At 33.4% G+C, this 26126-nt stretch carries 18 protein-coding genes; 2 read left to right on the forward strand and 16 right to left on the reverse strand.

The window, feature by feature from the left end:
• Window positions 1-11: 11 nt before the first annotated feature.
• The 8 genes from J4O15_RS14160 to J4O15_RS14195 form a co-directional block, all read right to left on the reverse strand.
• Window positions 12-1025: a hypothetical protein gene (locus J4O15_RS14160; protein WP_208101209.1), complete on the reverse strand. Its 1014-nt coding sequence runs from the start codon at window positions 1023-1025 to the stop codon at window positions 12-14.
• Window positions 1025-4738: a hypothetical protein gene (locus J4O15_RS14165; protein ID WP_208101210.1), complete on the reverse strand. Its 3714-nt coding sequence runs from the start codon at window positions 4736-4738 to the stop codon at window positions 1025-1027. The genes J4O15_RS14160 and J4O15_RS14165 overlap by 1 nt, the downstream gene beginning before the upstream one ends.
• A gap of 105 nt (window positions 4739-4843) precedes the next feature.
• Window positions 4844-8131, reverse strand: coding sequence for a DEAD/DEAH box helicase family protein (locus tag J4O15_RS14170; RefSeq protein ID WP_208101211.1), 3288 nt, complete (start codon window positions 8129-8131; stop codon window positions 4844-4846).
• 115 nt (window positions 8132-8246) lie between these two features.
• Window positions 8247-9323: a restriction endonuclease subunit S gene (locus J4O15_RS14175; protein WP_208101212.1), complete on the reverse strand. Its 1077-nt coding sequence runs from the start codon at window positions 9321-9323 to the stop codon at window positions 8247-8249.
• A gap of 34 nt (window positions 9324-9357) precedes the next feature.
• A complete protein-coding gene (xerA, locus tag J4O15_RS14180; protein WP_208101213.1) occupies window positions 9358-10326 on the reverse strand; it encodes a site-specific tyrosine recombinase/integron integrase in 969 nt (322 codons plus the stop codon).
• A 125-nt stretch (window positions 10327-10451) separates the two neighbouring features.
• On the reverse strand, window positions 10452-11537 hold the full coding sequence (locus tag J4O15_RS14185) for a restriction endonuclease subunit S (protein ID WP_208101214.1): 1086 nt from the start codon (window positions 11535-11537) through the stop codon (window positions 10452-10454).
• Window positions 11538-11556: 19 nt separating this feature from the next.
• Entirely contained in the window at window positions 11557-13065 is a 1509-nt protein-coding gene (locus J4O15_RS14190; protein ID WP_243762077.1) for a class I SAM-dependent DNA methyltransferase, read from the reverse strand.
• Window positions 13066-13102: 37 nt separating this feature from the next.
• The gene (locus J4O15_RS14195; protein WP_208101215.1) at window positions 13103-14827 is read right to left on the reverse strand and encodes an N-6 DNA methylase; all 1725 of its coding nucleotides are present in this window, start codon (window positions 14825-14827) and stop codon (window positions 13103-13105) included.
• A 319-nt stretch (window positions 14828-15146) separates the two neighbouring features.
• Between J4O15_RS14195 and J4O15_RS16015 the strand changes: the two genes are divergently transcribed.
• A complete protein-coding gene (locus tag J4O15_RS16015; protein WP_243762078.1) occupies window positions 15147-15503 on the forward strand; it encodes a hypothetical protein in 357 nt (118 codons plus the stop codon).
• Window positions 15504-16126: 623 nt separating this feature from the next.
• On the opposite strand, the gene J4O15_RS16020 is transcribed toward J4O15_RS16015, so the two are convergent.
• A complete protein-coding gene (locus tag J4O15_RS16020; RefSeq protein WP_243762079.1) occupies window positions 16127-16294 on the reverse strand; it encodes a hypothetical protein in 168 nt (55 codons plus the stop codon).
• 377 nt (window positions 16295-16671) lie between these two features.
• The gene (locus tag J4O15_RS14210) at window positions 16672-17634 is read right to left on the reverse strand and encodes an ORF6N domain-containing protein (protein WP_330638845.1); all 963 of its coding nucleotides are present in this window, start codon (window positions 17632-17634) and stop codon (window positions 16672-16674) included.
• 167 nt (window positions 17635-17801) lie between these two features.
• Here J4O15_RS14210 and J4O15_RS14215 point away from each other — a divergent pair, with 167 nt between their 5' ends.
• Window positions 17802-18842, forward strand: a complete 1041-nt coding sequence (locus tag J4O15_RS14215) for a YeiH family protein (RefSeq protein ID WP_208101216.1) — start codon at window positions 17802-17804, stop codon at window positions 18840-18842.
• Between the two features lie 126 nt (window positions 18843-18968).
• Here the strand turns inward: J4O15_RS14215 and J4O15_RS14220 are convergent, their stop codons facing one another.
• The 6 genes from J4O15_RS14220 to J4O15_RS14245 all read right to left on the reverse strand — a co-directional run bounded on the left by J4O15_RS14220 (window position 18969) and on the right by J4O15_RS14245 (window position 26034).
• Window positions 18969-21182 carry a beta-carotene 15,15'-monooxygenase gene (locus J4O15_RS14220; RefSeq protein ID WP_208101217.1) on the reverse strand — a complete coding sequence of 738 codons (2214 nt, stop codon included), beginning with the start codon at window positions 21180-21182 and terminating at the stop codon, window positions 18969-18971.
• Window positions 21183-21247: 65 nt separating this feature from the next.
• Complete coding sequence (locus J4O15_RS14225; RefSeq protein ID WP_208101218.1) at window positions 21248-22723, reverse strand: type IV secretory system conjugative DNA transfer family protein; 1476 nt, start codon at window positions 22721-22723, stop codon at window positions 21248-21250.
• Complete coding sequence (locus J4O15_RS14230; RefSeq protein ID WP_208101219.1) at window positions 22723-23328, reverse strand: ClpP family protease; 606 nt, start codon at window positions 23326-23328, stop codon at window positions 22723-22725. The genes J4O15_RS14225 and J4O15_RS14230 overlap by 1 nt, the downstream gene beginning before the upstream one ends.
• A 128-nt stretch (window positions 23329-23456) precedes the next feature.
• Window positions 23457-23936, reverse strand: a complete 480-nt coding sequence (locus tag J4O15_RS14235) for a rhodanese-like domain-containing protein (RefSeq protein ID WP_208101220.1) — start codon at window positions 23934-23936, stop codon at window positions 23457-23459.
• A 193-nt stretch (window positions 23937-24129) separates the two neighbouring features.
• Window positions 24130-24807, reverse strand: coding sequence for a vWA domain-containing protein (locus J4O15_RS14240; protein ID WP_208101221.1), 678 nt, complete (start codon window positions 24805-24807; stop codon window positions 24130-24132).
• Window positions 24808-24933: 126 nt separating this feature from the next.
• Window positions 24934-26034: a macro domain-containing protein gene (locus J4O15_RS14245; RefSeq protein ID WP_208101222.1), complete on the reverse strand. Its 1101-nt coding sequence runs from the start codon at window positions 26032-26034 to the stop codon at window positions 24934-24936.
• Window positions 26035-26126: the final 92 nt, after the last annotated feature.

Genomic DNA, 26126 nt, shown 5'->3' on the forward strand with positions numbered 1-26126 from the left:
AGAAAATATAGCTAAAAATTAATTTTTAAATCCTCATTTATCATATAGCCTATCAAATCTTGAGGAATAAGTGTTAATCCATTTTTCTTTATCTCCGAAACAGCGACTTCAATTTTTTTTCTTAGTACTCCATCACTCAAATAATACATCATGTAATGAATTGCTTCTAAATCCGCAATATTTTTATTAACAAAATCCGCAACATCTTTTTTTATTTTATCTATATTTGAATTTAATTCTCGTATTAAATCATCAAATCTATCTTTTTTCTCTTTCGTAAGTTTGTCAAAATTCTTTACTTTAAGTTGCTCATAACAACTTATTTTTTTCTGTTCTTTAAGACAAATGCAGTTCATTACAAACTCATTAATTTTATATCTGGGTATATGAATTTTTTTATTCAAATCTATTTTTTCATTAATTTTATACCACTCTATTAACTTGCCTATAAACATATCTCTATTAATACCTTTTAAGTAAAATTCAACAGTCATCTCCTCCCAATTCTCTATAAGTTTACTTTTATTTACTGGACTTAGTGAGCTCAAGTCTGTTAAAAGCCTATCTAGTAATTCAAAGAGTTCCTTCTTTAGTGATAACAATTCCGATATTAATTTTTTAAACTCTATATCCTTTGTTGGATTATAGGTTCCACACTTACTATTTATCCATTCTTTAAATTGGATACTAATATGATACTTACAATTCTCTTTACTAACTGTATGTGATATAGCTGTACGCAATATATTTATATCATACAATTTACGCTTAATATCGCTGATATAATCCCAGTTATTTTCTTCAATAATTTTACAATTACATATCCCCTTTATAAAACTTGAATCAAAAAATACTTTATATAAATCATTTATCAACTTTATAAACTTTGCATCAGTACTTACTACATTATACTCAGAATCTTCATATCCACAAAATATCCATAAATGATATGCAACTTCTTGTTTTACTTTATTATTAATTAAAACAGTGTCTTCTTTAAAAGATATATTTTCAATTTCACACATCAAATATACCCCCTATCTTTCCTACCTTTTTCAGTATATGCTGAAAAACCGGTATATCCAACTCCAACTTCTAAATCAACTATTGGGCTATTATTATCAGGCAGAAATCTTTTCCCTATATTATTAGCAAAGACCCTTACTCCCCTTTTTTTTTCCATTTTAATTGCAATCCCCTTTACGTTTAGATATCCGGATACTCTGTGTGTGTCCGAATTGTCAACATTATGAATTGTACCAAAGTATTTTTTTGGTTTTCCAGGCTTCTCACAAATAATATATGGAACCCTCATTCTTGCTTGAGATGCAAAAGAAGCAGTTCCTTTTTTATCCATGCTTATAATTGCATTGTATGCTGTCACATAATCCTCTCTGAGTTGAATTATAGACAATGCATAGATTAGATAAACAATCGGCTTCTTATTTTCAGCCTTACAATGTATATACATTTCACATATATCATATATTATTTTCCAACCATCCTTATTAATAAAAGTAAGTTGAGCCTCCTTGTCTCCTATATTCAGAGGTGTTTTGTTAAACAATAGCCAAGCCACACGCAATTTTAGATATAAAGCAAATACATCTTTTTCAATGCATATTTTATATTCTTCTTTAGATAAAAAATCAAATACCTTTTTACATACTTTTAGTTTTTCTGTAGACAACTCCTCATTTTTTATCTTATCATTTTCAGCCTTTTTTACATGTAATAATCCATATTTATTAAGCTCTTGTTGACACACAAAAACTATTGCACAGGCTTTATTTTTAGATAAACACTCATCAAATACTTTTACAAAATTCTTGCTTTTATCTTTACTTTCAATTGTATCAATATCTATAGCGTAGTCTGCTGCCATTTCTTCAATTTTTAAAATATTTTCTTGAACCTCATCTCTTCCGTTCATTCCTCTATTAATAATGTCTAAAGTACCTGCTTCTTCTGCATAACCTCTAACCTCACTCAAAATAGTCAACTTCTGCTCGTAATTACTTAGTTTTGTATATTCATGAACAAATAATTTAAACATAGCATTGTATGAATATCCATTTATTGGATTTGAATTTACAGCTCTCGCCAATAATGGGTATATTTGAAAATACTCAGGTGTTTGAGTATCTATATTTTTTCTTTCTCTCTCATTTACAACTAAATCTTCTATAGCAATTTTACAATATGCCATTTCGTACGCAAATATATTGATTTGATCCTGAATATACTTTTTCTGTGTCGGATCGAGTTCAAATTGTTCTTTATTCAACCTTTCTATGCATATTTGAGATAACTCCAGCACATCTTTAAGTTTTCTTAACCTTTTAGCGCTATCTTCTTCACCTTCCTTATCATGTAGTTTCTTCCACAATTTACCATAATACTCTCTAGTAAATGTTATCTCTAGTTGAGCTAAATTAATATCAAATTTATCATCTTTAATTGTACTCCTCATATTGGATAATTTAAAAATAAAACTATCCAAATTTCTCAATATCATACGGTGTTCGCTAGGATCCGTTTCAAAACTATAATACTCTGAGTTTGGCCCCATCATTCTTGCCAAATTAATCAAGGCGTTCTTAATTTCATCATCATCTGGATACTCACTCATATATAAATCAAACATTTCAATTAGATACTCAATATGTTTCTCTCCATCGATATCATTTCTTTTTATAAAAATCTCAGCCTCTTTAGAATTTCTAAATCTGAAGATAAACCTATCATATGTGTCAAGTCCATAAAAAAGCCAAGGTATAGACGTAGTTACAAAATCAAAAAATTTTGGATATTTATATATAAAATCCGTTCCACTAGCAGAACCTCTAAGTAACATTGAAAATGCCAATTTATAAGGTACATTCAACTTATATCTACTAAACAATGCAATGCTTGAATTAAATGAATCTAAATCAAATTTCATATTCTCATTACATTCCTTTAGTTCGTAATTTTCAATTTCCTTACTAATATCATCACTTAAGTCAATCCCAGCTTCAAGCAATGCTTTTACCATTGGGCTTAATGTCCTCTCCTCTTTGTTTTTATAATTAGACATCAACTCTAATTGTTTTTTTACATAATACCCTATTATTCTTTGTTCAATATTCAAACCTTCTGCAAGCCGCTCTCTTAGTTCATATCTCAATTGAAAATAATACATAAATATATCATTTTCTTTATTTGCCATCTCTCTTTCAGAAAAACTTAAATCTGTATACTTTTTATTTTTCTCATCCAATTCAAACTTATCTTCCTCTGATAAATCTCTATTACTCTCAATAAAAAAAGCTCTACCATCACTATAAACACAGTTACCAAAGTCGTCTTTTTCCTCAACTTTTATTTGGATAAATTCATCCTTACGATCCATTCTCCACACTTTTTTTATATTAGTCTTTCGTTCAGAATTTGGATTATGATTTACATCTTCCTTACTGGAACCCCTATATGCCGTGCACAATAGAACAAACCTACGCCCTACATTATCTAATAGTCTAATCAAATTCCTTGCAATATCTTCAACATTTCTATAAGCTGCAGTATCCCAAACAATTAACACTCTCTCATCAGAACCTGGAGCATTCTCTATTTCACTTAATAAGCTATTAAGTAACTCAAATTCTCTTCCATATTCATTATTAAATGATATCTCTTCATTTTTTATAAATACAATTGGGTTATTTCTATTTTTAAATATTTTATATGCGATTGCTGCTAAAGTAATACTCTTCGATGTTCCTGGATCTCCCTCTAAAATAACAGGTAACCTTTTATTCTCAGGCTTATCCTCTAATCCTCTCCCATTTAATAACTTTTGAACCAATCTAAGTAAAGTTTTCTCAAAAGGTCTTTCTAAATGATAATCTAATTCTTCTGAATATCCATACCATTGTGGTTCTACTGATGAATTATCTAAAAAAATCTCATAATACCTTCCTTGCTCAACTTTTCCTATTGGCCTTATTTTATTAACAACTTCATCTGTCAATAAATGCGCAAAGTTTTGACATTTTAATAATATTTTATTTTCAATATAAGTAGCTTTACTCCCTTTATAGAACAACTGTTTAGATAAACTATCTGTTCTAGCTTCACTGTAATCGTCGTACATAAAATCCACAGAACATAAAACTCCTGATAATGATGTTTCACACCAGTAATCATTTCTTTCATCTGCAAATTTCTTCATCCTTTCAGTAAAATCGTCAACCCTACCATCATTAAATATAAATACCCTAGCCCCTTTTATCTGACTCCATCTCGTTACAAAATCCCTATATTGCAGTTCATCAACGTTTATAGGACAATATCCTATAACGACTAATTTGCTTCTTGTATCCAATTTCTTAGCAATATAGCCCATAATGTCAGACGCAGTGGTGTCTATTATCATTTTATCTATTTCTGTATCTAGTTTATTCATATCTGAATCAAGCCCAAATAACTGTATTATAGGTAAATTTATACTACTGAAAGACATCTTTTGAACATCTTCCATTTTTGTATAGAACTTTGGCAATCTTTCATCTGACACAAAAAATCCCGAAAAGTCCTCTCTCTTCTGACTAGTAATAACAAATCTCCACTTCTGTTCTAAGACTACACTTGGTAATTCCTCCATTTCTATTCCCTGGCCCACATATAAACCTACATTATTTAATTCCATACTTTCTAAAATTTCTGAAACTATTTTATTAAACTTATCATTATACATTTAATTCTCCACCATTATTTTTATTTAATAAAAATCAAATATATTCTAGTTATATATTAATTTTATATAATTTATACATAATTAAATATAACATTAATATTCCAACTACGCAGCAGCATTCCCATTAATGCTATCAATAATACCTCTTATATTTGCCCATACACCCAAGTCTGTAAATATCTCAACTATACTTCCTTGATCTGTAAATGGAGCGTCTTGTAATACAGATAAATCCTTCATCATTCCATTGTGAACTATATACTCTACAATCTGATTTACAAAGTAAATCTGTCTGCTGTCAAGATTACTGTTCTCAAGATACTCTGAAAACGCTTCCTTTGCCGCATTCATATCAAGACCGACTATTTCTCTTACCAACTCACCGAGAGGCTTTTGTCCGTATTCCCTCTCATATTCCTCTTTTGTTCCAAGTTCTGACCAAAGCACTTTTTCAAGTTCTTTTATATCATCTTTGCTTAATGGAACATTTGATTTTAACTTTTTTATAGCCTCACTGTCCTGATGCTCTTTAATATAATATTCAGCCTTTGCACGATAGTTTTTCAGCGAATCACTTTCAAGATCCGAGTCATTCCATTCTATTGAGATTATATCGTCAGTAAAGTTAGTATCATATACAATACATCCCTTTGGGATATACTTCATCAGTCCGCGGAGCTTTTCTCTTATTATCTCAAACTCATTTACTCCACAGCCCTCTATATAGTCAGTATGCAATATATCCTCTATAAGGTCTGATTGCTCATTTATTTCTGTAATATTAGCAATACTTGCAAGTTTTTTCGCATTCTTCCTTAAATCAGTAACAAACCTTTTATATGATTTGCCTGCAAGGCATGCAAGCTCTATGCCATACATCAATGCATCGAAACGCACTGCACTGATTTCATCATCTTCAGGCAATATAAGAGGTGAAAGTTCTTCTCTTATCAACACCGTATCTTCAAATGTAAGTGCCTTATAACCTTCTTCCGTAGAATATAATTCTACAAACTTTAAGTGTTGTCTTACATCAAAACTGTCTTTTGAAAGCTCTGATACCTTTGCTACCATCTCTTCAACAAGCCTTTTTCTAAATGCTCTAAGCTCATCACTCTGATAATCCAAATCCTGCAATCTATATGCAATTTCAAATTTTAAATTAAAGATGGCACTCTGTATAGGAATAGAATTATCTGTAGCCTTACCCTTACTTATTCTAAAGAAATTAAAATTACCACAAAAATCAAAAATATAAAATTTAGACTTATCAACTCCGTCAATAAGACCCGGACACAATCTTGTACCACGTCCTATCATCTGCCAGAACTTCGCATAACTCATTACTTTCTTAAAGAAAACAAGATTGACAACCTCAGGTACATCGATACCGGTATCCAGCATATCTACAGAAATAGCTATTTGTGGAAATTTATTCGCTTCCGAAAAATCATCTATTATACTCTGTGCAAACTTAATCCTGTTATCAATAACCTGAGCATAGCAGGTTAGATGCGGATACTCTTTATTAAAGATTTCAAGAATCTTCTCAGCATGTGCATGGTTCTTTGCAAAAATAATGCTCTTTCCAATTTTTTGCCCATAATCTATTTTAATTCCGTTCTTCATAAATGTATCAAGCACTTTGCGAATAGTATCAGAATTAAATATCCACTCATTGAGTGCAGATGAGCTTATTGAATCAGGTATGTTGCCATCCTCTGTCTCAAAAGTATTCTCATATATGCTCTTATCTTCATCTGAAAGATCCGCATACACTATTCCTTCCTCAATAAACTTAAGCTTCGTTTCAACTGATAAAAAATCAACCAGATATCCGTCCTTTACAGCCTGTGAGAGTTCATATCCGTATGTCGGAACTCCCTGCTCAAGATCAAATCTTTCATATGTATTTTTATCAATGTCGTCTTTTGGTGTAGCTGTAAGTCCCACCAAAGGAGAATCAAAATATGTAAAAATATTCTTATATTTATTATAAATAGATCTATGTGCTTCATCACATATCACAAGATCAAAATGTCCGCATGTAAATATTTTTCTATCCTCTTCCTTAGCTGAATCTATACAGTTCATCATAGTCTGATATGTAGAAAAAACGCAATGAGCATTATAATTATCCTTGTCATCACAAAGATTTGTTACAGAAAGATTGGGATAGTTAAGTGTAAATGCTCTTTTTGCCTGAATTACCAAAGATGTTCTATCCGCAAGGAACAAAATATTTTTAATCCATCCGGCATCAAGAAGTACATGACACAGCTCTATTACAGTTCTTGTCTTTCCTGAACCTGTAGCCATAACAAGTAATGCTTTCCTACGATGTTTTTTATCGAAAGCATTACATACCGCCTTGATTGCCGCCTCCTGATAATATCTACCGGCAATATTCTTATCTATAACAACATTTTCAAGAGATGTTCTCATTTTTCTTAAGTTGAACATCTTTTCCAAATCTTCTTTTGAATATACGCTTGCTACCTTTCTTTCAGGATATTCACCATCTATTATTCTGGTCTCAAATCCATTTGTAAGGAAAATGCAAGGTCTTCTACCGAATTTTTTCTCAATAGCATCTGCATAGTCGCTTGCCTGTTTTCTTCCTACTGCAACATCCACACATGTACGCTTTGCCTCTACTATTGCTAGTGGTCTGTGAGCAGTATCATAAAGCACATAGTCTACAAATCCGTTGCCTGAATCTGTAGGTAATCCCTCTATTTTTACCTCATTTAACCAGTCAGAGCCTTCTCTCCATCCCGCATCTGCCAGCATAACATCAATGTATATTTTTCTTGTTGAATATTCCGATAATTCCAATGGCTTTGTAACATAGCTTTGAATTTTTTCTTCTCTCTGCTCTGTAAGCAGTGCCTTAAGTAAGGCATTATCTGCTATCAACTTATCTAAATCTATATCTGAAATTTCAGGTATCTTCGGTGACTCAACTTCCTTTGTCAGAAGTGATTTATTAAAGCTTTGTTCGACATAATTATCCGCATAACAATAGCTCACAAAATCAAAGAATATATGTAGATTCTCAAGACAAAGTATTGCCTTCTCCTCTGTTACCTTCCTCGCATTGTGAGTACCGTCATTACCTATCTTACGTATAAAATCCATACGTCTAAACAGGTCTGCGTCTATAATGTCTTTGAATTCTTCAGTATTCATCAAACTTATCAGATTGTCCTGATATGGCTTAGTCAATGAAGCATCTACCGAATACATCCATTTAATAGCAAACTCCATGGCTCTGCGGCAATTCATCACACACAGTCCCGGATCTATATATAAAACTTTTTCTGCCGCAATAGCAACATCTGAAAAGGTATCAAATCTCTTTTCCTTTTTCAAATAGTCAAAGTTGCCCATGGCAAACCTCCCCGTAGTTTTTGTAAGTAGTATTTAATAGAGAACATCTCTACTTAGCAAGCATATTCTTAAAATTTTATTTATGTAAAGCCCTTTGTATTAAGGAAATCGTTAACTATGACCATTTTACAGCAAAGTTAGGGTTTTGTATATATGGATTTGAGATGATGAGTAAGTAATCAAATTTTGATTTGTTGACTTGTTTTATAAATTCAACAAATTCATCTTGCTTGTTCTTTTCTGGTACAATAACCTTCAATTCGCTAAGAATCTTTAAGTTAATATTCTTTTGTGCTGACTCTGGAGCTTGTGATTCGAGTATTTTTTGAAAGAATGAAAACCAGAAGTGAATAAATATATTACTAGTCTTCTCATTTGCATTAAAACCAACAACACTATCTGGAAAACAAGCATCCATTTCTAAAATTGCTGTTTTTGCAATATTAGCTGCTATAGTTATACAAAGAGTTCCTTTATCCCACATCTTACTTTGTTTTAAACCAAGTTCTGAATATGTGCTGTTATAAGATGTAATATATAATTCAGAATTAGCAACATCTCCTGTTTGAATTAATGGATATTTTCCACCCAATAGTCTAGGATCATTTCTAGGTCTATGCTTTGATACCCCTCTACCTAACTCACCTACCTCAGATAATGTGAACTCTGCTAATCCATATGAATTAGATACAGGATCTCCAAACATCTCTACAAATCGGGCTTTAATTAGTTTATCCAATTTCCGCAGTTCCTTTTCTCTTGCATTAATTACATTCTCGCATTTCCCAAGAATATCTATAATTTCTTTCTGCTTCTCTAAAGAATCTAAATTAAACTGCTCATTTTTATAATCCTTGAAATATATATGTGGAATAGTAGCACCTGTAAAATACTTTTCTAAATGCATATAACGCACTACATAGTAAAGATATTCTGGTAATACGTTTTTTTTAGGTATTAAATATTGCATGGTTCCTATTACTGAAGATTTTGCCGGATGCAAAGTTGTCCTTCCTATACCTGCTCCATCCTTAACAACTGCAACATATGGCTTAGCCTGGTGATAAAAATCCACATTACTGATGTGTCCCGATGCTCCATAAATAGGATAATTCCCGGAACTACCTACAATATCCGACTGCTTTAAATTTGAAGACTCTCGCTCACAAACATCCTCAAGCTTCACTTTCATCTATCCTCCCACACAAATCTCAAGTTGCAAAATTTTAAGCAATATATCTTTGATGGGAATTCTTTACATTATTTTGGTTTACCATGGCGTATTGCATCGTAGTATCTATTTGAGAATGTCCAAGTATCTTTTGCACCTGTTCTATTGGCATTCCTTTATCTATTGCTCTGGTTGCCATACTTCTACGGAACTTATGTGGATGGATTTTTTCAAGATTTAGCTTTCTGCCAAGTTCTCTTAGCCGAATTTCTACCCCACTTATTTTTAGCCTATCATGTGGCGCATCCAAAGTTACAAAGAGAGCCTCATTATCATCATCTCTACTTTCAATATAATCAATAAGGTGTACCTTTGCCTTAGCATCAAAGTAAACCTTTCTCTCCTTATTTCCCTTGCCATAGACTACGCACTCACGTCCTTCCAAATCTATGTCATTTATATTTAAATTTACAAGCTCGCCTACTCTTATGCCTGTAGAATACAGTAAGTCGATTATAGCCTTATCCCTTTTTGATGCACAATTATCTCTAAGCCTTTCTATGCTCTCATCGGAAATAACACTCTTTACCACAGTTTTAGTCTTTATCTTATGTATACGCTTCATAGGACTTTTTAGAATATAGTCTTCCTCTTCAAGCCACGAAAAGAAGCTGGAAATATTTCGTCTTATATTGTCAATAGTAGTATTGCTGCAATTATTTATCTTTTGATAGTCTGAAAGGTATTCCCTCATCTCCTCGGTAGTTACTCTTCTTACCGGTGTTTCCTTATTCTTTAGCAAATGTTCTATAGTTACCTTATAATATTGTATTGTCCTTTCAGAACATCCTTCCACTTTCTTTGCATCTAAAAAGAGTTTTAAAAAGTCTTCATTCGATATTTCCTGCTTACTAGCTCCACTATTAGAAAAAGCTTTCAAGATAACCTCCTGAAGCTTTTTCATCTGCGAAATAGATAAATACTCTGACATCTCATTTAGTATGATTACAATTTTTTCTTCCATGATAGTATACTCCCTTATATACCATCATCCTACACCAACTAATACTTTATTACATATCCTGATTTGTTTATACTCATTACTAAAAGCTTTTTCATACATTTATCCTAGTTTTTATTATTTATTTTCTACCCAAAGTACTTTTGCATAAGACTATCAAATAATAACTGTGCTTCATCAAGTGCCCTTTGCACCTCAACTTTTGATTTGTTGACTTGGGCTACAAAGGTTGCAAACTGCTTTTGTTGCTCTATAGACGGAACAATGAATTCTTTGCCTTCGAGTTTTGATTTTGATAATATGCCTTTCAATGCCATGTTGATTTCTTCGGCAAGATACTCTTTTGATAGCTGAAGCATAGTATGCAGGAATAACGAGTCATAATCTTCTGACACAATTGCATTTATCTGCTGGTTGAAAGCAACTTTTCTATCTGTTATGCAAACCCTTCCTATGCTCGCTACACTTCCTGCAATACAAGCCATAAGTATTGCACCTTTTTCTACAGTTCTCCCTACCTTCATGCCTTCATCAGACAAGTATTCTAACGCCTGTGAAGGTCTCAACTGTCCAGAAACGATATTGTCCGTTTTTATCCATTCAATGCTATCACCATAGTATTCTGGAACAGAACGTGAAGGAGTGTTTCCCGTTATTACAGTACACGTATCCTTAAGCGCCATTTTTTCGAAACCATACGGATTTGCCTTTACATCCCCAAACATCTCTACAAATCGGGCTCTAATTAAATTATCCAGCTTACTTAATTCTACTTTATATAGCTCAATTATGTTTGTAACTGTATCCAATGTTTTTACAATATTTTTCTGAGACTCCGCATCCTTATATTCCAAATTAATCTCTTTAAGCCATTTGAAATGTCTGTTATAACCAGTGTCAGGTATTCTCGCATTCCTCAATACATAATATAAATATTTATAATTTGCATCTTCAATCTTTGACTTTAAAAGTTTTACTCCATCTGCCCCCAAGAAAAACGGCTCATCAACATATTTTATAATTCTAGTATGATCACCAAACACAATAGCAGGTACATCTTCAAACAAACCATCATCAATATTTGTATATCCGGCAATATTATTTTGTCCTTGATCTATTACAATGTACTTTCCATTAGATAAATATTCCTCTTTAGGTATTTTTCTACATCTACTTGTGTAATCATCAAATACTTCACAGAAATCTAATTTCATTCAAAATCCCACACAAATCTCAAGTTGAGATCCCTTTCAATAATTCTCTCAACACTCTGGTCTCTTCCATTATCTGTTCATTCAGCTTCTCTATTTCATCCAAAATCTCTGATGTTGGCGGATATTCTACAGGAACATACTCCACTTCCTTGTATTTATTTATTGATAAGTCATAATCTTTTTCAATAATTTCACTCTTCGGTACCATAAATGACTTATCTGTACGTTTTCTATCCTTTTCTCCATCAAGATTCTTAAAGCGAGCTATGATATCCGGTATATCATTTTCTGCTACCGGTGTTCTCTTATCATCCAGACTCTTACCGTCCGCTGTCATATCATAAAACCATACATTATCAGTTCCACCATGATTAGTCTTTGTAAATATAAGTATACCTGTAGATACTCCTGCATATGGCTTAAACACTCCTGAAGGCATTGATATTACTGCTTCAAGTTTCTGGTTTTCCACTATTTCTTTTCTGATAGCTTTATGCGCATTTGAAGAACCGAAAAGTACACCGTCAGGTACTATACAGGCACACCTTCCTCCTATTTTCAGCATTCTTGTAAAGAGTGCCAAGAACAGAAGCTCGGTTTTTTTAGTCTTACATATTTTTTGGATATCCTCAGATACTATTTCTGCATCCAAACTGCCTTTAAATGGTGGATTTGCAAGTATAAGAGAATATTTATCCCTGTCAGGATTTTGATCAGACAAGCTATCCCTATATTCTATACAAGGATTTTCTATACCATGAGCCATCATATTCATAGCACCTATACGTAGCATTGTCCTGTCCATATCAAAACCGTGGAACATGCTATTCATAAAATGTTCTTTATTCTTTCCATTCATAAGTACTTCTTTTTTATATTTTTCCTTTAAGTACTCACCACTGATTACGAGAAACCCTGATGTACCACATGCCGGATCACATATAGTCTCATTTGGCTGTGGATCCATCATCTCGACTATCATTCTTATTATATTTCTTGGAGTTCTGAACTGTCCGTTAACACCTGATTTTTCAAGTTTTGAAAGCAAATACTCATATACATCTCCTCTTACATCTGTACTTTGCTCCTTGTCCATTATTGCATATATTTCATCCATAGCATCTACTATCTTTGAAAGCATTAGAGGAGTATTTACTTTAAAAATGGCATCATTCATATATTTACTGTATGCACTTTTTTTATCACCATGCAGGTTCTTTATAAAAGGAAATACCCATTCCTGCATTATACTGTACATCCTTTGTGCAGGAAAGTCATGAAAAACAGACCACTTCAGTTGTTCTCCTTCTACTTTTCTATCACCTATCACTACCTCACCGTCAAAAATACTCTTAAAAGGTAAACCAAGCATTGCTGCTTCTTTTGCTCTTATATTGTCTGCACTGTCAATATCTCTGATAAACATCAGATATGTCATCTGCTCCACAACTTCAAGAGGGTTTGTAATACCTCCTGTCCAGAATATCTCCCATAATCCGTCAATCTTATTTTTTAATTCGCCTGTCATAATCTCTCTTTCCACTTTTTTAAAAAATATGTTTATTTCATTCCATATTATTTTTTATATTGTAAATTCGCTTCAGTTTTTCTCTTGAAATTGAAAGCTTTTCTTTTAAGTCAGCCATCCTCTCAAGTTCCTCTTTGTATTTCTCCCCTATTATATTCTGTTCCTCCGGTGAAGGCAAAGGAATCTCAAGCTTTCTCAGCTTTTCTAAGGAAATTGTTGGGATTACGCTGCCTACATATATACTTTTAAATAAGGCTCTTCCAAGCTCACTGTCAAAAAGTGCCTGCACATAATATGGATTAGCCTTTGTCTCATCTATTTCGAGAATAAACATATTTCCTGTGGCCAATATTTCTGTACCTTCTTTTACCTGTATAACCGCGGATTTGAAATCAGTTGATCCTGTCTTAGTCAAAACGATTGAATTGTTTCTTATACAAAACTTTTTTACATTAGACTGTATATCCTTTAAGTACTGATTATCTGTAAAGAAAACATCTCCATCACTGATGTTTGAAATCATAATATATTTATAAGGTGTGGGTTCACTTGCTCTATTTTCATCTAAATATGATGCTTTCACCTGTGCTCCCCTTGTTATACTCTTTACAATACTTGCAATCTCCACTCCGTCTTTAATCTCCGGTGCTTTCTCTAAATATCTGCTTGCATTGATTATATAATCATTCTCTGCAATCTCATTTATACTTATTGTTATAGAATTCTTACCGTCCTTTTGTAATAACTCCAGAATATCAGATATGTCATTGTCCGATAATATATTTCTTCTTCCTTCTTTTGTGAAATTCTCACCGGCATCAATCATCTTAATATTAGTGTTGCCATGACTGAAAATCACAAGAGTTGTTGCAATAGATGTTCCGGGCAATAGTTTTGCCGGCAATAAAACAATTGCTTCTATAAGACCGTTCTCAACAAAGTATTCTCTTATTTTTCTATCTGTAGAATTCCATGTTGTTCCATTTTTCATAATGGCTACAGCCCTTCCACCGGATTTCATCTGCTCAACTAATTTCAAGTTAAATATCCAGTCTGAAGAAACTCTCTTTATATTATCCGGTAAATCCACAAAATCTTTTACAATATCTTCAATATCCGGAATAGATATCAAAAAAGGATAATTGGCAAAAAGCTTATCTACCTTCTTTTCTGCTTTGTATGTCATAGCATCATTCAAAACTAAAGATATATCTCTGTCCAATAGTGATGCCCTTATATTTGCAATAAAGTTAATCGCCATATTACACTCTATACCGATATATTTTAGATTCTCTCTTAGCAATGTAAGCTCAACAAAGAAATTCCCCTTGCCTGAACAAAGCTCCAATACACTATCATTTTCCTGTATATCCAATATCTTAGCAACCAGCTTTAGTATTCCTCTTGGAGTAGATGCCTCTTGTAAAACATCTTCTAAGTCATTATTAAATAACAGATATGAAAGGAGATTCTCCACATCAAATCCATATACCTTTAATCTATCCAATATGGGCAATATCTCAGGAAAATAATAAGTCAACTCCCTTTTTATACTGTCATCTACATCACAGATATTCTCAAACAATTCAATACTGCCAGGGTTTTTAATTTTGTCCTTAGCTGCCCTGTACAATATATATGCCAATATGGTTGAATATCTTGATTTATTATCACCTGATATTATACGAAGCTCGCTGTTTATAGCTTCTGAAATATTTGATGTATCAAGCTTTTCCAATCTCTTAAGATATGATATATCCATACCCCTCCTTCTAGGTTTATAATAACCTTTATTTTGTGAGGTTATTATAAACCTAGAGAATATAAAAATCAAGTTCCGGTTTGAGGTTTTTAATAACCTTATTAGTCATAAATACTAAAGTAATATTTCGGAGTCCGAATACTTTCTATCTCCAAAGGCTACAAAAGCCAAGCGTATACGCATTAAACAAACACTCAGAGCCAAGAAGAAAGCTGCAAAGTCGAAAAAGGAATTATTACAGATACAAGCTAACTTAATAGCAGTTGAAGATGTTCACAGTCGCCGTCCAAGATGTGCTTATTTTGGTGATTTTCTGTAGATGTATGCAACCCCTTATGAATGGATATGGTATCTGCATTTAGCTATTTATGATGCCTCAGGAGTTGTCACAATTGCATGGTTTGACACTCAGGAGACTCTTAACGGCTGCTACCATGTATTTGAACAGATTCTTACTGATTATAGCATTTCCTATAAATTTCTTACCTATAAACGAACTGTATTTACTTACAAGAAAAAAGGTGCCTTATCTGAGGACAAAGACACCTATACACAGTTCGCTTACACCTGCAAGCAACTTGGCACACAGCTTAAATCAAGCAGCGTGTCACAGGCTAAAGAACGCATAGAACGATTAAATCAAACCTTACAGTCACGCCTGCCTACCAAAGTTTAGACTCACAGGTGTAACCGACATCAATAATGCCAATGAATTCCTTTACCGCTACATAAAAGAATTCAATGAGAAGTTTGCGTTTCAACTTTATGGTATCAAATCTGTCTTTAATCGCAACCGTATAAAGAAAAAATCAATATTACTTTGGCAGTTTTAACTGAGAGAACTGTTGATTCCTCACATGTGATCCGATTCGATTCGATAAAAAATTTTATAAGATGATAGAGTATAAAGGAGTGCAGATCCATTATCGAAAAGGTACCAAGGTTATGCTTATCAAGGCATTTGATAAGTCTATGTTTGTGTGCGTAGATATTAAAGATATTTATACCCTGTAAGAAATACCGACTCATGAGCATAGATCTCAGGACCTGGACGCTGACTACATAGAAAGCCCTATATACCGCTTATGAAATATACTTGGAGATTAGAGTCCTTTTATAGATTCTCACACTATCAGCCACACAAAATTGAAGAAGACTTAAAAAATGCATGATAAAAGCTCATTTGTGGGGGCTTTTAAAATAATTATTTTGGTACATAATCATTTATACTTGACAAAAACTTATAAAAAAAAGTTGGATCTTCCGGAATCAAACTGTTCTTCATATTGGAAGATACTTTTATCCAAGATATATGAAACGCATTTTTACAATCATTACACCATATCCCATATATGTCTTATATTCTATTACACTCATTGAATAATCTGTATTTATACTATTACAAACAGGGCAATTGCCCGGAATGTTTTTGTCAATAATAGATTTCAAGTTCTTTATCCACTTCAATAATTATCCTCCTATAATTAAGTTAGGTAGTATATTTACTACCCTGAGCACTGTGTTAAGTTTTATATTCCAATTCTGGTTATAAATGACCAATTATATTTTGCACCTGTTCTATCTTTCTATTACGATTCGGCTATTTTTAGGTTGTGTAGAATATTTGTTCGCTTGGCAAGGCGGTAGCTTTGCATTTTGATCTGGTTATATTCTAATGACATGCATAATTTAATTGAATATGGGGGTTACTATACTTTACATTCCATTCTAGTTATATTCTAATAAAGTAGAAGATAGATTTTTGAAAGTATTAAACATCTTTATATTCCACCCTTATGTCAAGTATTGGATAGATTTTTTAAAATTCCCAATCTGCTTTACTTCTATTTTAACTTCAATACCGGATTTTTCAATAGGTTATTGATAAGGCCTGTATAAATCATCTGATCGACCACTTCCGTTATGCTTGTGATTTTTTGCCCTGCATCTTTAGAAGACGTTCCGCAATGATAGATTCGCTGATGTTCGGTATTCCAGTCGATAATAATGTACCTGTCATGAAACTCTCCACCGGATTTTTGGAATGTTATCTTTCTAAACGGGTATTCCTCACAAAAATCCTGATATTCAAGGGTATGAAGTCCTTTGCCGATGTTATCGCTGAATATAATGACCTCTACTGATGAAGGAACATCTTTTAATAAAACCAAAGTTTTCACTCCGATATAGTTGTCTACGATATAAATGCTCTTTTTCGCTATACTGTAAATGTCCTTGTATGCGAGATTTGCTTCGATCGGCTGTCCATTCAAAAGTAAAAATCCGTATTTGAGTTGTGGATTGCTAAGGTCGAGAATCAAGTCAGACAGTTCAGATTTATGTACCACATTATTTAAGGTGTCCATCACTTCCGCTACCTGATCTTCAACATCTCTTAAATCTCGTCTTAAATCCTGCATTTCCACGACATTACTTGTGATCTGCATCGAAAGCTGCAAAAACTCTCTTTTCCCAATCAACCCTTGATTTTCTACGATGTAGTCTTTCATTTGCTTGAAAGTACGAATCAACGCCTTACTTTGCTTGACCGCAAGCTCCCTTTTAAGAACTGTCATCAGCATATATATTCCCTGTTCGGTAAAGGCATGAGGATTGTACTTAATATTACTACCTCTCCCAGCACTCTTGTTCAAGGTCACATTTTGTGACCTTGAAAGTTCAGATACTTCCTCGTCAGTTAATCGGAACATAAAATCTTCATCAAATTTTTCAATATTCCTTTTTACTTGCTGATTAAAAGCTTTTGTTTCATACCCATAAATCTCTGCCAGTTCAAAATCAAGCATAACTTTCTATCCCCTAATAATATAAATCTTTTTTACAAGGAATCATTCTTCAAACATTCTTTATCTACTCTTTACATTTTTATTATTTTTTTATCTCCTATTAGATTTTCTCCCCTTCTTGTACTATAATCATACTGTTAAAATATCCTGAAAGGATTGATCTTATAATGAATTCGTTTAAAAAATTTATATCAAAGAACTGGCTCGGTTTATTTATATGTTTTATTATTGCTCTTCCGTCATGGACTCTTGGAAAGAAGTTTTCGGTAATAGGTGGTCCGATGATTGCTATTATTGCCGGTATGATTATTACTCTTTTTTGGAATGATAAGAGTGAGGCGGAAAAAGGAATAAAATTTGCTTCAAAATACATTTTACAGACTGCAGTTGTTTTCTTGGGCTTTGGTCTTAATCTAAATGTTATACTTCAAACCGGCAGGCAGTCTTTGCCGATTATTTTATGCACTATATCCACATCATTGATTATTGCCTTTATTCTTCACAAAATAATGAGGATATCAGGCAATATCTCCACACTTATAGGCGTGGGCTCCTCAATATGTGGCGGTTCTGCCATAGCTGCTACTGCTCCTGTGATTGATGCGGATGATGATGAGGTGGCACAGGCAATATCCGTTATTTTCTTTTTTAATGTTCTGGCCGCACTGCTTTTCCCGATATTTGGAAAAATGATAGGTTTTGATACTTTGACAGGAGAGGCATTTGGAATATTTTCCGGTACTGCAATAAATGATACATCCTCAGTTACGGCTGCCGCATCCACCTGGGACAGTATGTGGAATCTTGGTACGCAGACACTTGATAAAGCCGTTACGGTAAAACTCACAAGAACTCTTGCCATCATACCTATAACTTTAGTACTTGGAATAATAAAATCCCGCACTTCATATGAGGAAGAGGTGGATTTTGATTTGAAGAAATCATTTCCGGTATTTATAATATATTTTATTATTGCATCCTTGATTACCACTGTTGCCTTAAATATCGGCATACCCTCAAATGTCTTTGCTCCTTTAAAAGACTTCAGTAAATTCTGCATTATCATGGCAATGGGTGCAATTGGGTTAAACAGCAATATAATAAAGCTGATAAAATCAGGTGGTAAACCTATTATTCTTGGCGGTATATGTTGGATATGCATTACTGCCGCAAGCCTTATCATGCAACATATACTTAAAATATGGTAAAGTATATAATTAGGACTTATATAATATAAAAATTAATGCAAAAAGTGTGCAAGCCTCAGATTTTTATTCTAAACTTGCACACTTTATTTTTAAAGTTTTCTTTTACAAAAAGAGATTCACTATTTTTTAATCTGTACCAACTGTTACTTTATACAGAACAATATTTCCATAATCTTTATAAACCTCGGTACTTCCCTCTTCCAGCATATACTTTACAACATCGGATGCCCTCTGCCTGTCTTTTAAAAACTCATCCTCTACACAGATATATTTTACCTTTGAGTAATCCAAATATTTCTTGAAATGTTCAAGCGTCTTTACTACCGCCGCATTCCCTCCACTTCCTGTAATATCCGTATATGTTCTTATATCCGAACCCAAGGCTAAAAGTGAATTGTCATCCGACAATAAAAGAGTTCTTGGATTTCCCAATTCTTTTAAATCATTATATACATCCACAAACTCATGCTTTTCCACCGCTTCTTTATTAAGATATCTGTCATGGTGATTGTAGATTCCAAAATCTTTAGTATCTTTCGGACTCTCGCTTAATCCGCTTACACCTGCCCAGTTGGTAACCCCCAGTATAATAAAAGCAAAGATTATACCGGGCAATGTTGCGTTAAATAAATATCTCACCGAATCAGATTCTACCAAAAAGCATAGCATTATTATTATCAATGAGAACAGCAATATAAAATAATTACCATCTACCTGATTTAAAACAAATAAACTAAGCAGGCTTACCATAGCATCTACTGTCAGTAAAGCCGTAAGATATAAAAATACATCCTTATTTTCTCTATTTTTAAAGCAAAATTTTACTGCAAATATGACTGCCGGCACAAGCAATACTATTATAAGAACTGTGGGAGATGCAATATAAATATGCACTTCCTTTGTGGGAGCTACCAATAGCTGGAACAATCTGTAGACTATATCCACACCTTCACCGGATGACATATTCATACCGGCACTTTTATATATTCCGATAGTATACGGATACTTGGTTTTTATTCCCAGCTTATACCATATAGAAGAATATACCGAAGTAATAATATGTCCTGTGAGCATATATGTCCTTGCATATACCGCAACTATCGCAACCACCGGATATATAAGCAAATATGAAAAATCAAATATGTTTTTTACGGTATTTTTCCTCTTAAAATAATCCAAAAGCAAATAAATGATATTTGATATCCCTATTCCAAAGCTGAACAACAGACTTGTAGGCTTATATATAAGGCTTGCAAGCAATGCCGCCAGAGCAAAAATCATATAATAGTTTTGTCTTTTTCTTATATATAAACACATATTCAGCACTGAAATCAGCTGCATAAGCAGTGTAATCATATCAGTCTTTGCCGATATGCTCATATTCATTATAGCAGGTGTCACCGATACGAATACCGCTGCCAGCCATCCCTTGTTTATGCTGTTTTTGTCAACTTTTTCACTGCATACTATAACTGTCTCATATATAGCAAATAATGCAAGTACCGCACAAAGATAATTAAAACTCAACACAAATCCGAAGCTTTTTTCAGTATTTAATGCAAGTGTAAGTATTTCAAGTCCCTTTGGGTATACATAAACATCATTTACTGTGCCAAGTCTGTCATAGATACCTGTATTACCAACCAATACCGAGAGACTTCTAAGACCGTAGCGTAATGAATCATAATCAAGAGCTATATTGATTCTTCCAAGCTGTAAAAGCAGAGCCGAAAGCATTATTGCAAACCCTAAACAAATATAATTTTTATTTTCTGCTTTATCAGTATTATCAGAATGATTTTGTACAGGTACAATGATTTTAAAAACTCTAAGCAAAGTATATATCAGTATAATAGCTACAACAAGAAAAAATGTATAATACCTTACCAATCTTATCGAGGCTGTTTGCATTGCTGAAAGTATGCAAACAGAAATAATATAGGTAAGACTACCTATCATAAAGCTGTTTAAATAGCGTGATATACTGCTTTCCTCTGTATGTTTTTTTCTTACCCTTATAAGTAAAATCTCTCCAAGCCCAATCAAAGCTGCAATAAAAATACCGTCTGTAATCAGAGCTGTTATTGCCTGATGTAAATATAAATAAACAGCACTAATAAAGATTATGCAAATAATCCTTATCCTACTCTTTTTAACAATTTTCAGAACCCAATAAAATCCTGCAAAAAGTAATGTATGCTCTATAAAAAGCTTTTTTGTTGCAATATCTTCTATATACTTTAATATATGAGTATTTTCGTATAATAGTAAAAAGCTATACATACTTATGACAGCTGCAAATATAAACAAAAGAAAATATCCGATTTTCCTAAGTTTCATAATCAAACCTCAAAGGCATTGATATAATATCCATCCTTTTTATGCCCTCACTATTTTTTTACCGATTAAAAATCATCCGTATCCTCTTCAAACAGATTTTTGTATACCGAATCCAGCCCAAGGTCCTCTTCCTTCAAAAAACTTATCCTCTCATACTCCATACTGGGTATATCATCTAATTTACACATCTTTATACTGTTTTTTAATTCCGAAATAAATGATTTTCTCTCCTGTACAAAACAATCTGTAGTATCAGGTACTTCCTGTGGGCTGTCTTTCAAGCCTTTATATATTTCATTTTCAAATATATTATATCTTTTGCAAAATATCGGCTTTACCCCTCTTCTGAAAATGATTTGATTTCCAAGTTTCATATTCAGACAGTCCTCAGTCATTATGCCCGCTCTCGTTGCAATATTTTTTGCGGTTTCCAAATCATTTGAGCCCATATATACATAGGTATCACAGTTATTGATAATAGTAGTGGATTTGTCATTTCCATAGATTGCAGAAAGCTGTGATTCCGACTGTACCAAAATCGTTACCGAGATTCCTTTCTCTCTGAAAATAGAAATATACTGGTCAAATAAAGGTACGGGGCAGCCTGTAGCAAAATCATCCGCCAAAAAATGTATAGGAACAGGTAATACTCCTGTACTCTCCCTTTCACCTATCTCAAAAAGTTCTTTGAAAATATGTGCATAAAACATATTTATAAAGCTGTTTAAGCTTGGATTCACAGGACTTGTAGTCACAAATAATGCCCTCTTTTCCCTTGCCATCTTCTCAAAGCTTATTTTACTTTCCATTTTAAACATTTTTCGAAGTTCCGGTGTAAATACAAATGATATAGAAGTGTTCAAAGTAGAAAATACACAGCTTGCGGTTCTTATAGGCAATCTTCTAAAAGACCTCCAGTTCACCGTGGCAAAATTGAAGGGATTGATTTTTTCAAGTCTGTCAAACTTGCTGTCATAATTGGTTTTCAGCTCGCTATACTCCTCTTCAAAGCTTAGTTTATCAAGCATTTCCAATACATCTGAAAAATTAGGATTTTCCTTTCTCATTAAAACATAGGATATAATTGCGGAAAAAAGAGAGGTTGCCGCCTCATCCCAGTAAGGATCCCCACCGGTATTTTCCTTTTTCTTGTTTGCCGTAACTATACTCTTTGCTATAAAAACAATATCCTGATAGCTCTTTATAAAGTCCAAAGGATCATATCCGACATTTCCGTTTTCAGGATGTACAAAATCAAGATCCCAGACATTATATCCTCTTTTTTCCAGTAGAGGAATATACTTATTAACAATTCTTCTCTTGGTCACTGTAGTAATAATATTTCTATTATACGACTCCAGTAAAAAAGACTCCGCTATAGAAACTGTTTTTCCCGAACCTGAACCTCCTACAACCAAAATATTATTGTTGATACCGCTTATATTTGTATCAGTGCTGAATATACAATCTTCTCCATCACCTAGAACTACTCTGTCTGCTTCTTTTATATTATCTGACAGCTTTCTTGCTTTCTTTTTCATTACCACTCCGCTTCTTTTACAAACTCAATAACTTTTGAAAACTCGATTATCTCATCACATAAATTAAATTCTATTGATTCAGTTGGCGAAAAATAATGGTCAAAGTTTGTAGCCTCATCAATCTCTTCTTCACTTTTGCCCGTATGCCTTGCCAACAGACTGTTTAATTTTTTCTTTTTCTCAAGCATACTGTCTGAAATGCTTTTAATACTTGATGCGTTTCCCGATACTCTGCCCCCAAGCATAGGCTGATGCAGCATCAGTTCACTGTTTGGAAGCATGTATCTTTTACTTGCACAGGCAAAAAGCACTGCTCCCATGCTGTAAGCCTTTCCTCTGCATATCATTCTTATAGGAGCCTTTGAGCCGACTATGGCATCATACATTAAAAGTCCGCTGTTTATCTCACCGCCCGGGCTATTGATAAGTATTGTAATAGGCTCACAGGATTCGATATTTAATTCCAATATTTTATCCGTAAAATCAATGGCATATTCATCATTTATTTCTCCACTGATACTTATACATCTTTTACCGAAAAATTTGGTTTCAAGTGGAACCTGTGTAATACCGTTATTCGTCTTTATCAATGTGCTTGAACCCATAGTATCTCCTCTAATCAAATGTGTTTTTAAATATTTATACCTTAACGGCAGTAATCGACTTCTTATAAAATCTTATACTCAAGTATTTTATTCGATACAATCGCTTTTTACAACAGAGATTTTTCGTACTAATTATTGGATTTTTCAGTTTCGCCTGTCCAATCCTTAATACCGCCGAACTCATAGACATTGGTATATCCCATATCTGCAAGCTTTTGCGATGCCTGTCTGCTACGATTTCCGCTTCTGCAATATACCAATATTACCTGATTTAAATCCGGCAATTCCTTTGGTTGCTCAGTTCCTATACTCTCATTTGGGATTACTATAGCCCCCGGAATATGTCCCTCATTATATTCTTCCTGACTTCTTACATCCACAATAACATGTCCGTCCTCATTTGCCATCATTTGCTTTGCGGTTTCCTGGTCAATATGTGTGTATCCGCCTTCCTTCTTGGCTGCATCGCTTTCTTTAGCTGTATCTTTTTGGCTCTCACTTGATATAGCTGACTCAGCCTTTGTACTCTCTGCCTTATTTGCTGTATTTGCACATCCTACCGATGTCAATAAAACGCCTGTTAATATTAAACCTACTATTCTTTTCATATGATATATCCTCACTTCTATAAATTTATTTATTTTTATACAATAATTAGCTTCTCCTAATATCGTACAGTGTGCATTATATCATAAAACCTGTTATGTAGCCATCAATAGAAGAACATAAATATAATTCAGACTTTATATAATATTTGTCAACTTTTGCAGTACAAATATATACTGCTCATTCCCTTTTAATTTATCTCTTTTTGCCTCGTTTTAAAAAGTCTGAGGCTATTTCCTCTTTCCACTCTTCTTCATCCAGGCATTCCTCCGCCTCATATAAAGTCTTTGCATTCATTACAGAACATACCGCTTTTGATATACCCTCAAAGACAAGCCCCATTCCTTTTTTATCATAAGTATAGTTCACAGTCCTTCCCTCATTAATACCGAACTTTTGTGCCTCAGCGCATGCATCAATATTTGCTCCTATAAATATAAATTCCCATCCATATTTTTTCTTTTGCTTTTCTATAAGCCTTTTTACCTCTGAATAGTCAAACTTTATGCTGGCATTTTCCATACCGTCTGTTGTAATAACAAATATAGTCTTTGCAGGACGATCCTCCTCCCTTGCATACTTATGTATATTACCCATATGCTTAATGGCTCCTCCCACTGCATCCAAAAGTGCTGTATTGCCTCTTACAAAATACTCCTTATCAGTTATCTTTTCGATTTTTCCAATCTCTACCCTGTCATGCAGCACTTCACTGACTCCGTCAAATAATATTGTAGATACATAGGCACTTTCACCGGTTTCCTTTTGTTTTTTAATCATGGAGTTAAAACCGCCTATAGTATCAGCCTCCAATCCGCTCATTGATCCGCTTCTGTCCAAAATATAAACAATTTCCGTCAAATTCTTTCCCATAACAGCCTCCTTAAAATTTATTTTGTAAGCCTATGATATATTAATTCAAAAGAAAAAAGGTCAACCCTGTGGCGACCTTTTTAGAACTTTTATAAATTGTTTGATCAAAACATTTTTAATATCTTTCTAACTTGAAAGCGGCTCCAATCCAAAATCAAACAATACGATATCTATTTTTATAACATTATAATCCTCATTTTTTATAAAATATTCCACTACCTTATCTGTTTGTGAAATAGGTGAAAGCGCATAGCCGGCAATTCTTAAAAAATCTATGGTTTCATCAATATTTAATCGCAGTCCTACTGCAAGAGCCAGCATTTTCTCCTTTGAGGGCTTTACCTTTCCCTTTAGAAGCTTTGAAAAATATTGTTTTGATATATTTGCTGTAGCATAGACCTCCGAGTTTTTTAAACCTTTCTTATTTATAAGCTGCTGCAAATGCTTCTCAAAAGAATCCGTATATATTTTCTTTAATGCATTCTCCAAAGACTCGGGCTCTTTTAACCGTGGCAGATAAAAGATATTTGAAACCCCTATATCAGTATTATATTCATACTTGGGTTCCTCAATCTTATGGCGACCTTTACTTTTATCAGAGATATATTTTTCATAATCCCGGTCTAAGAATCCCTCTTCATACAGATCTTCTTCAACCTCATATTCTACAGAGTCATAATCTTTGTCACTTGCCGAAGCTACATAATCATCATCTATAAACTCGACAAGCTTTTTTACCATATTACCTGAAATACTTACCGCATCTTTTCCAAATACTACCAGTAAAATTTCAATTTCATGATCTTTCAAAAAGTTTGTAAATACTTCTATTGCAATTGATATTCCCAATTCCTTCGGAAACTTATATGTTCCTGTTGAAAGCAACGGAAATGCAATGGAATGACAATTATTTTTAACTGCCAGCTCCAATGCCTTATAATAGCACTGTTTTAATATATCTTCTTCATTATATTTCCCATCCTGCCAAAAAGGGCCGCTTACATGTATAATATATTTTGCATTTAGTTGAAAGGCGGGAGTAATACCTACATCTCCCGGTAACAAAATTCCAAGTTTTTTTCTCTCTGCAAAAAGCTTTTCTTTTCCTGCGGCATTATATATGGCAAGTTCCACTCCACGACCTATTTGTACATAGGGATTTACGGTATTTACAATAGCATCGGCTTCCACCCTTGTTATATCATTTCTTATAATTTGAAATGGCATCTATACCTCCCAAATTTTATTCTGTTCCTATTATATCGCAAGGAAACCTACCATTCCATATCAGATTTTTATATCTGTTATCTATTTCCCCA

It is taken from the genome of Lachnoanaerobaculum sp. Marseille-Q4761, from assembly GCF_017565785.1.
GTDB lineage: Bacteria > Bacillota > Clostridia > Lachnospirales > Lachnospiraceae > Lachnoanaerobaculum.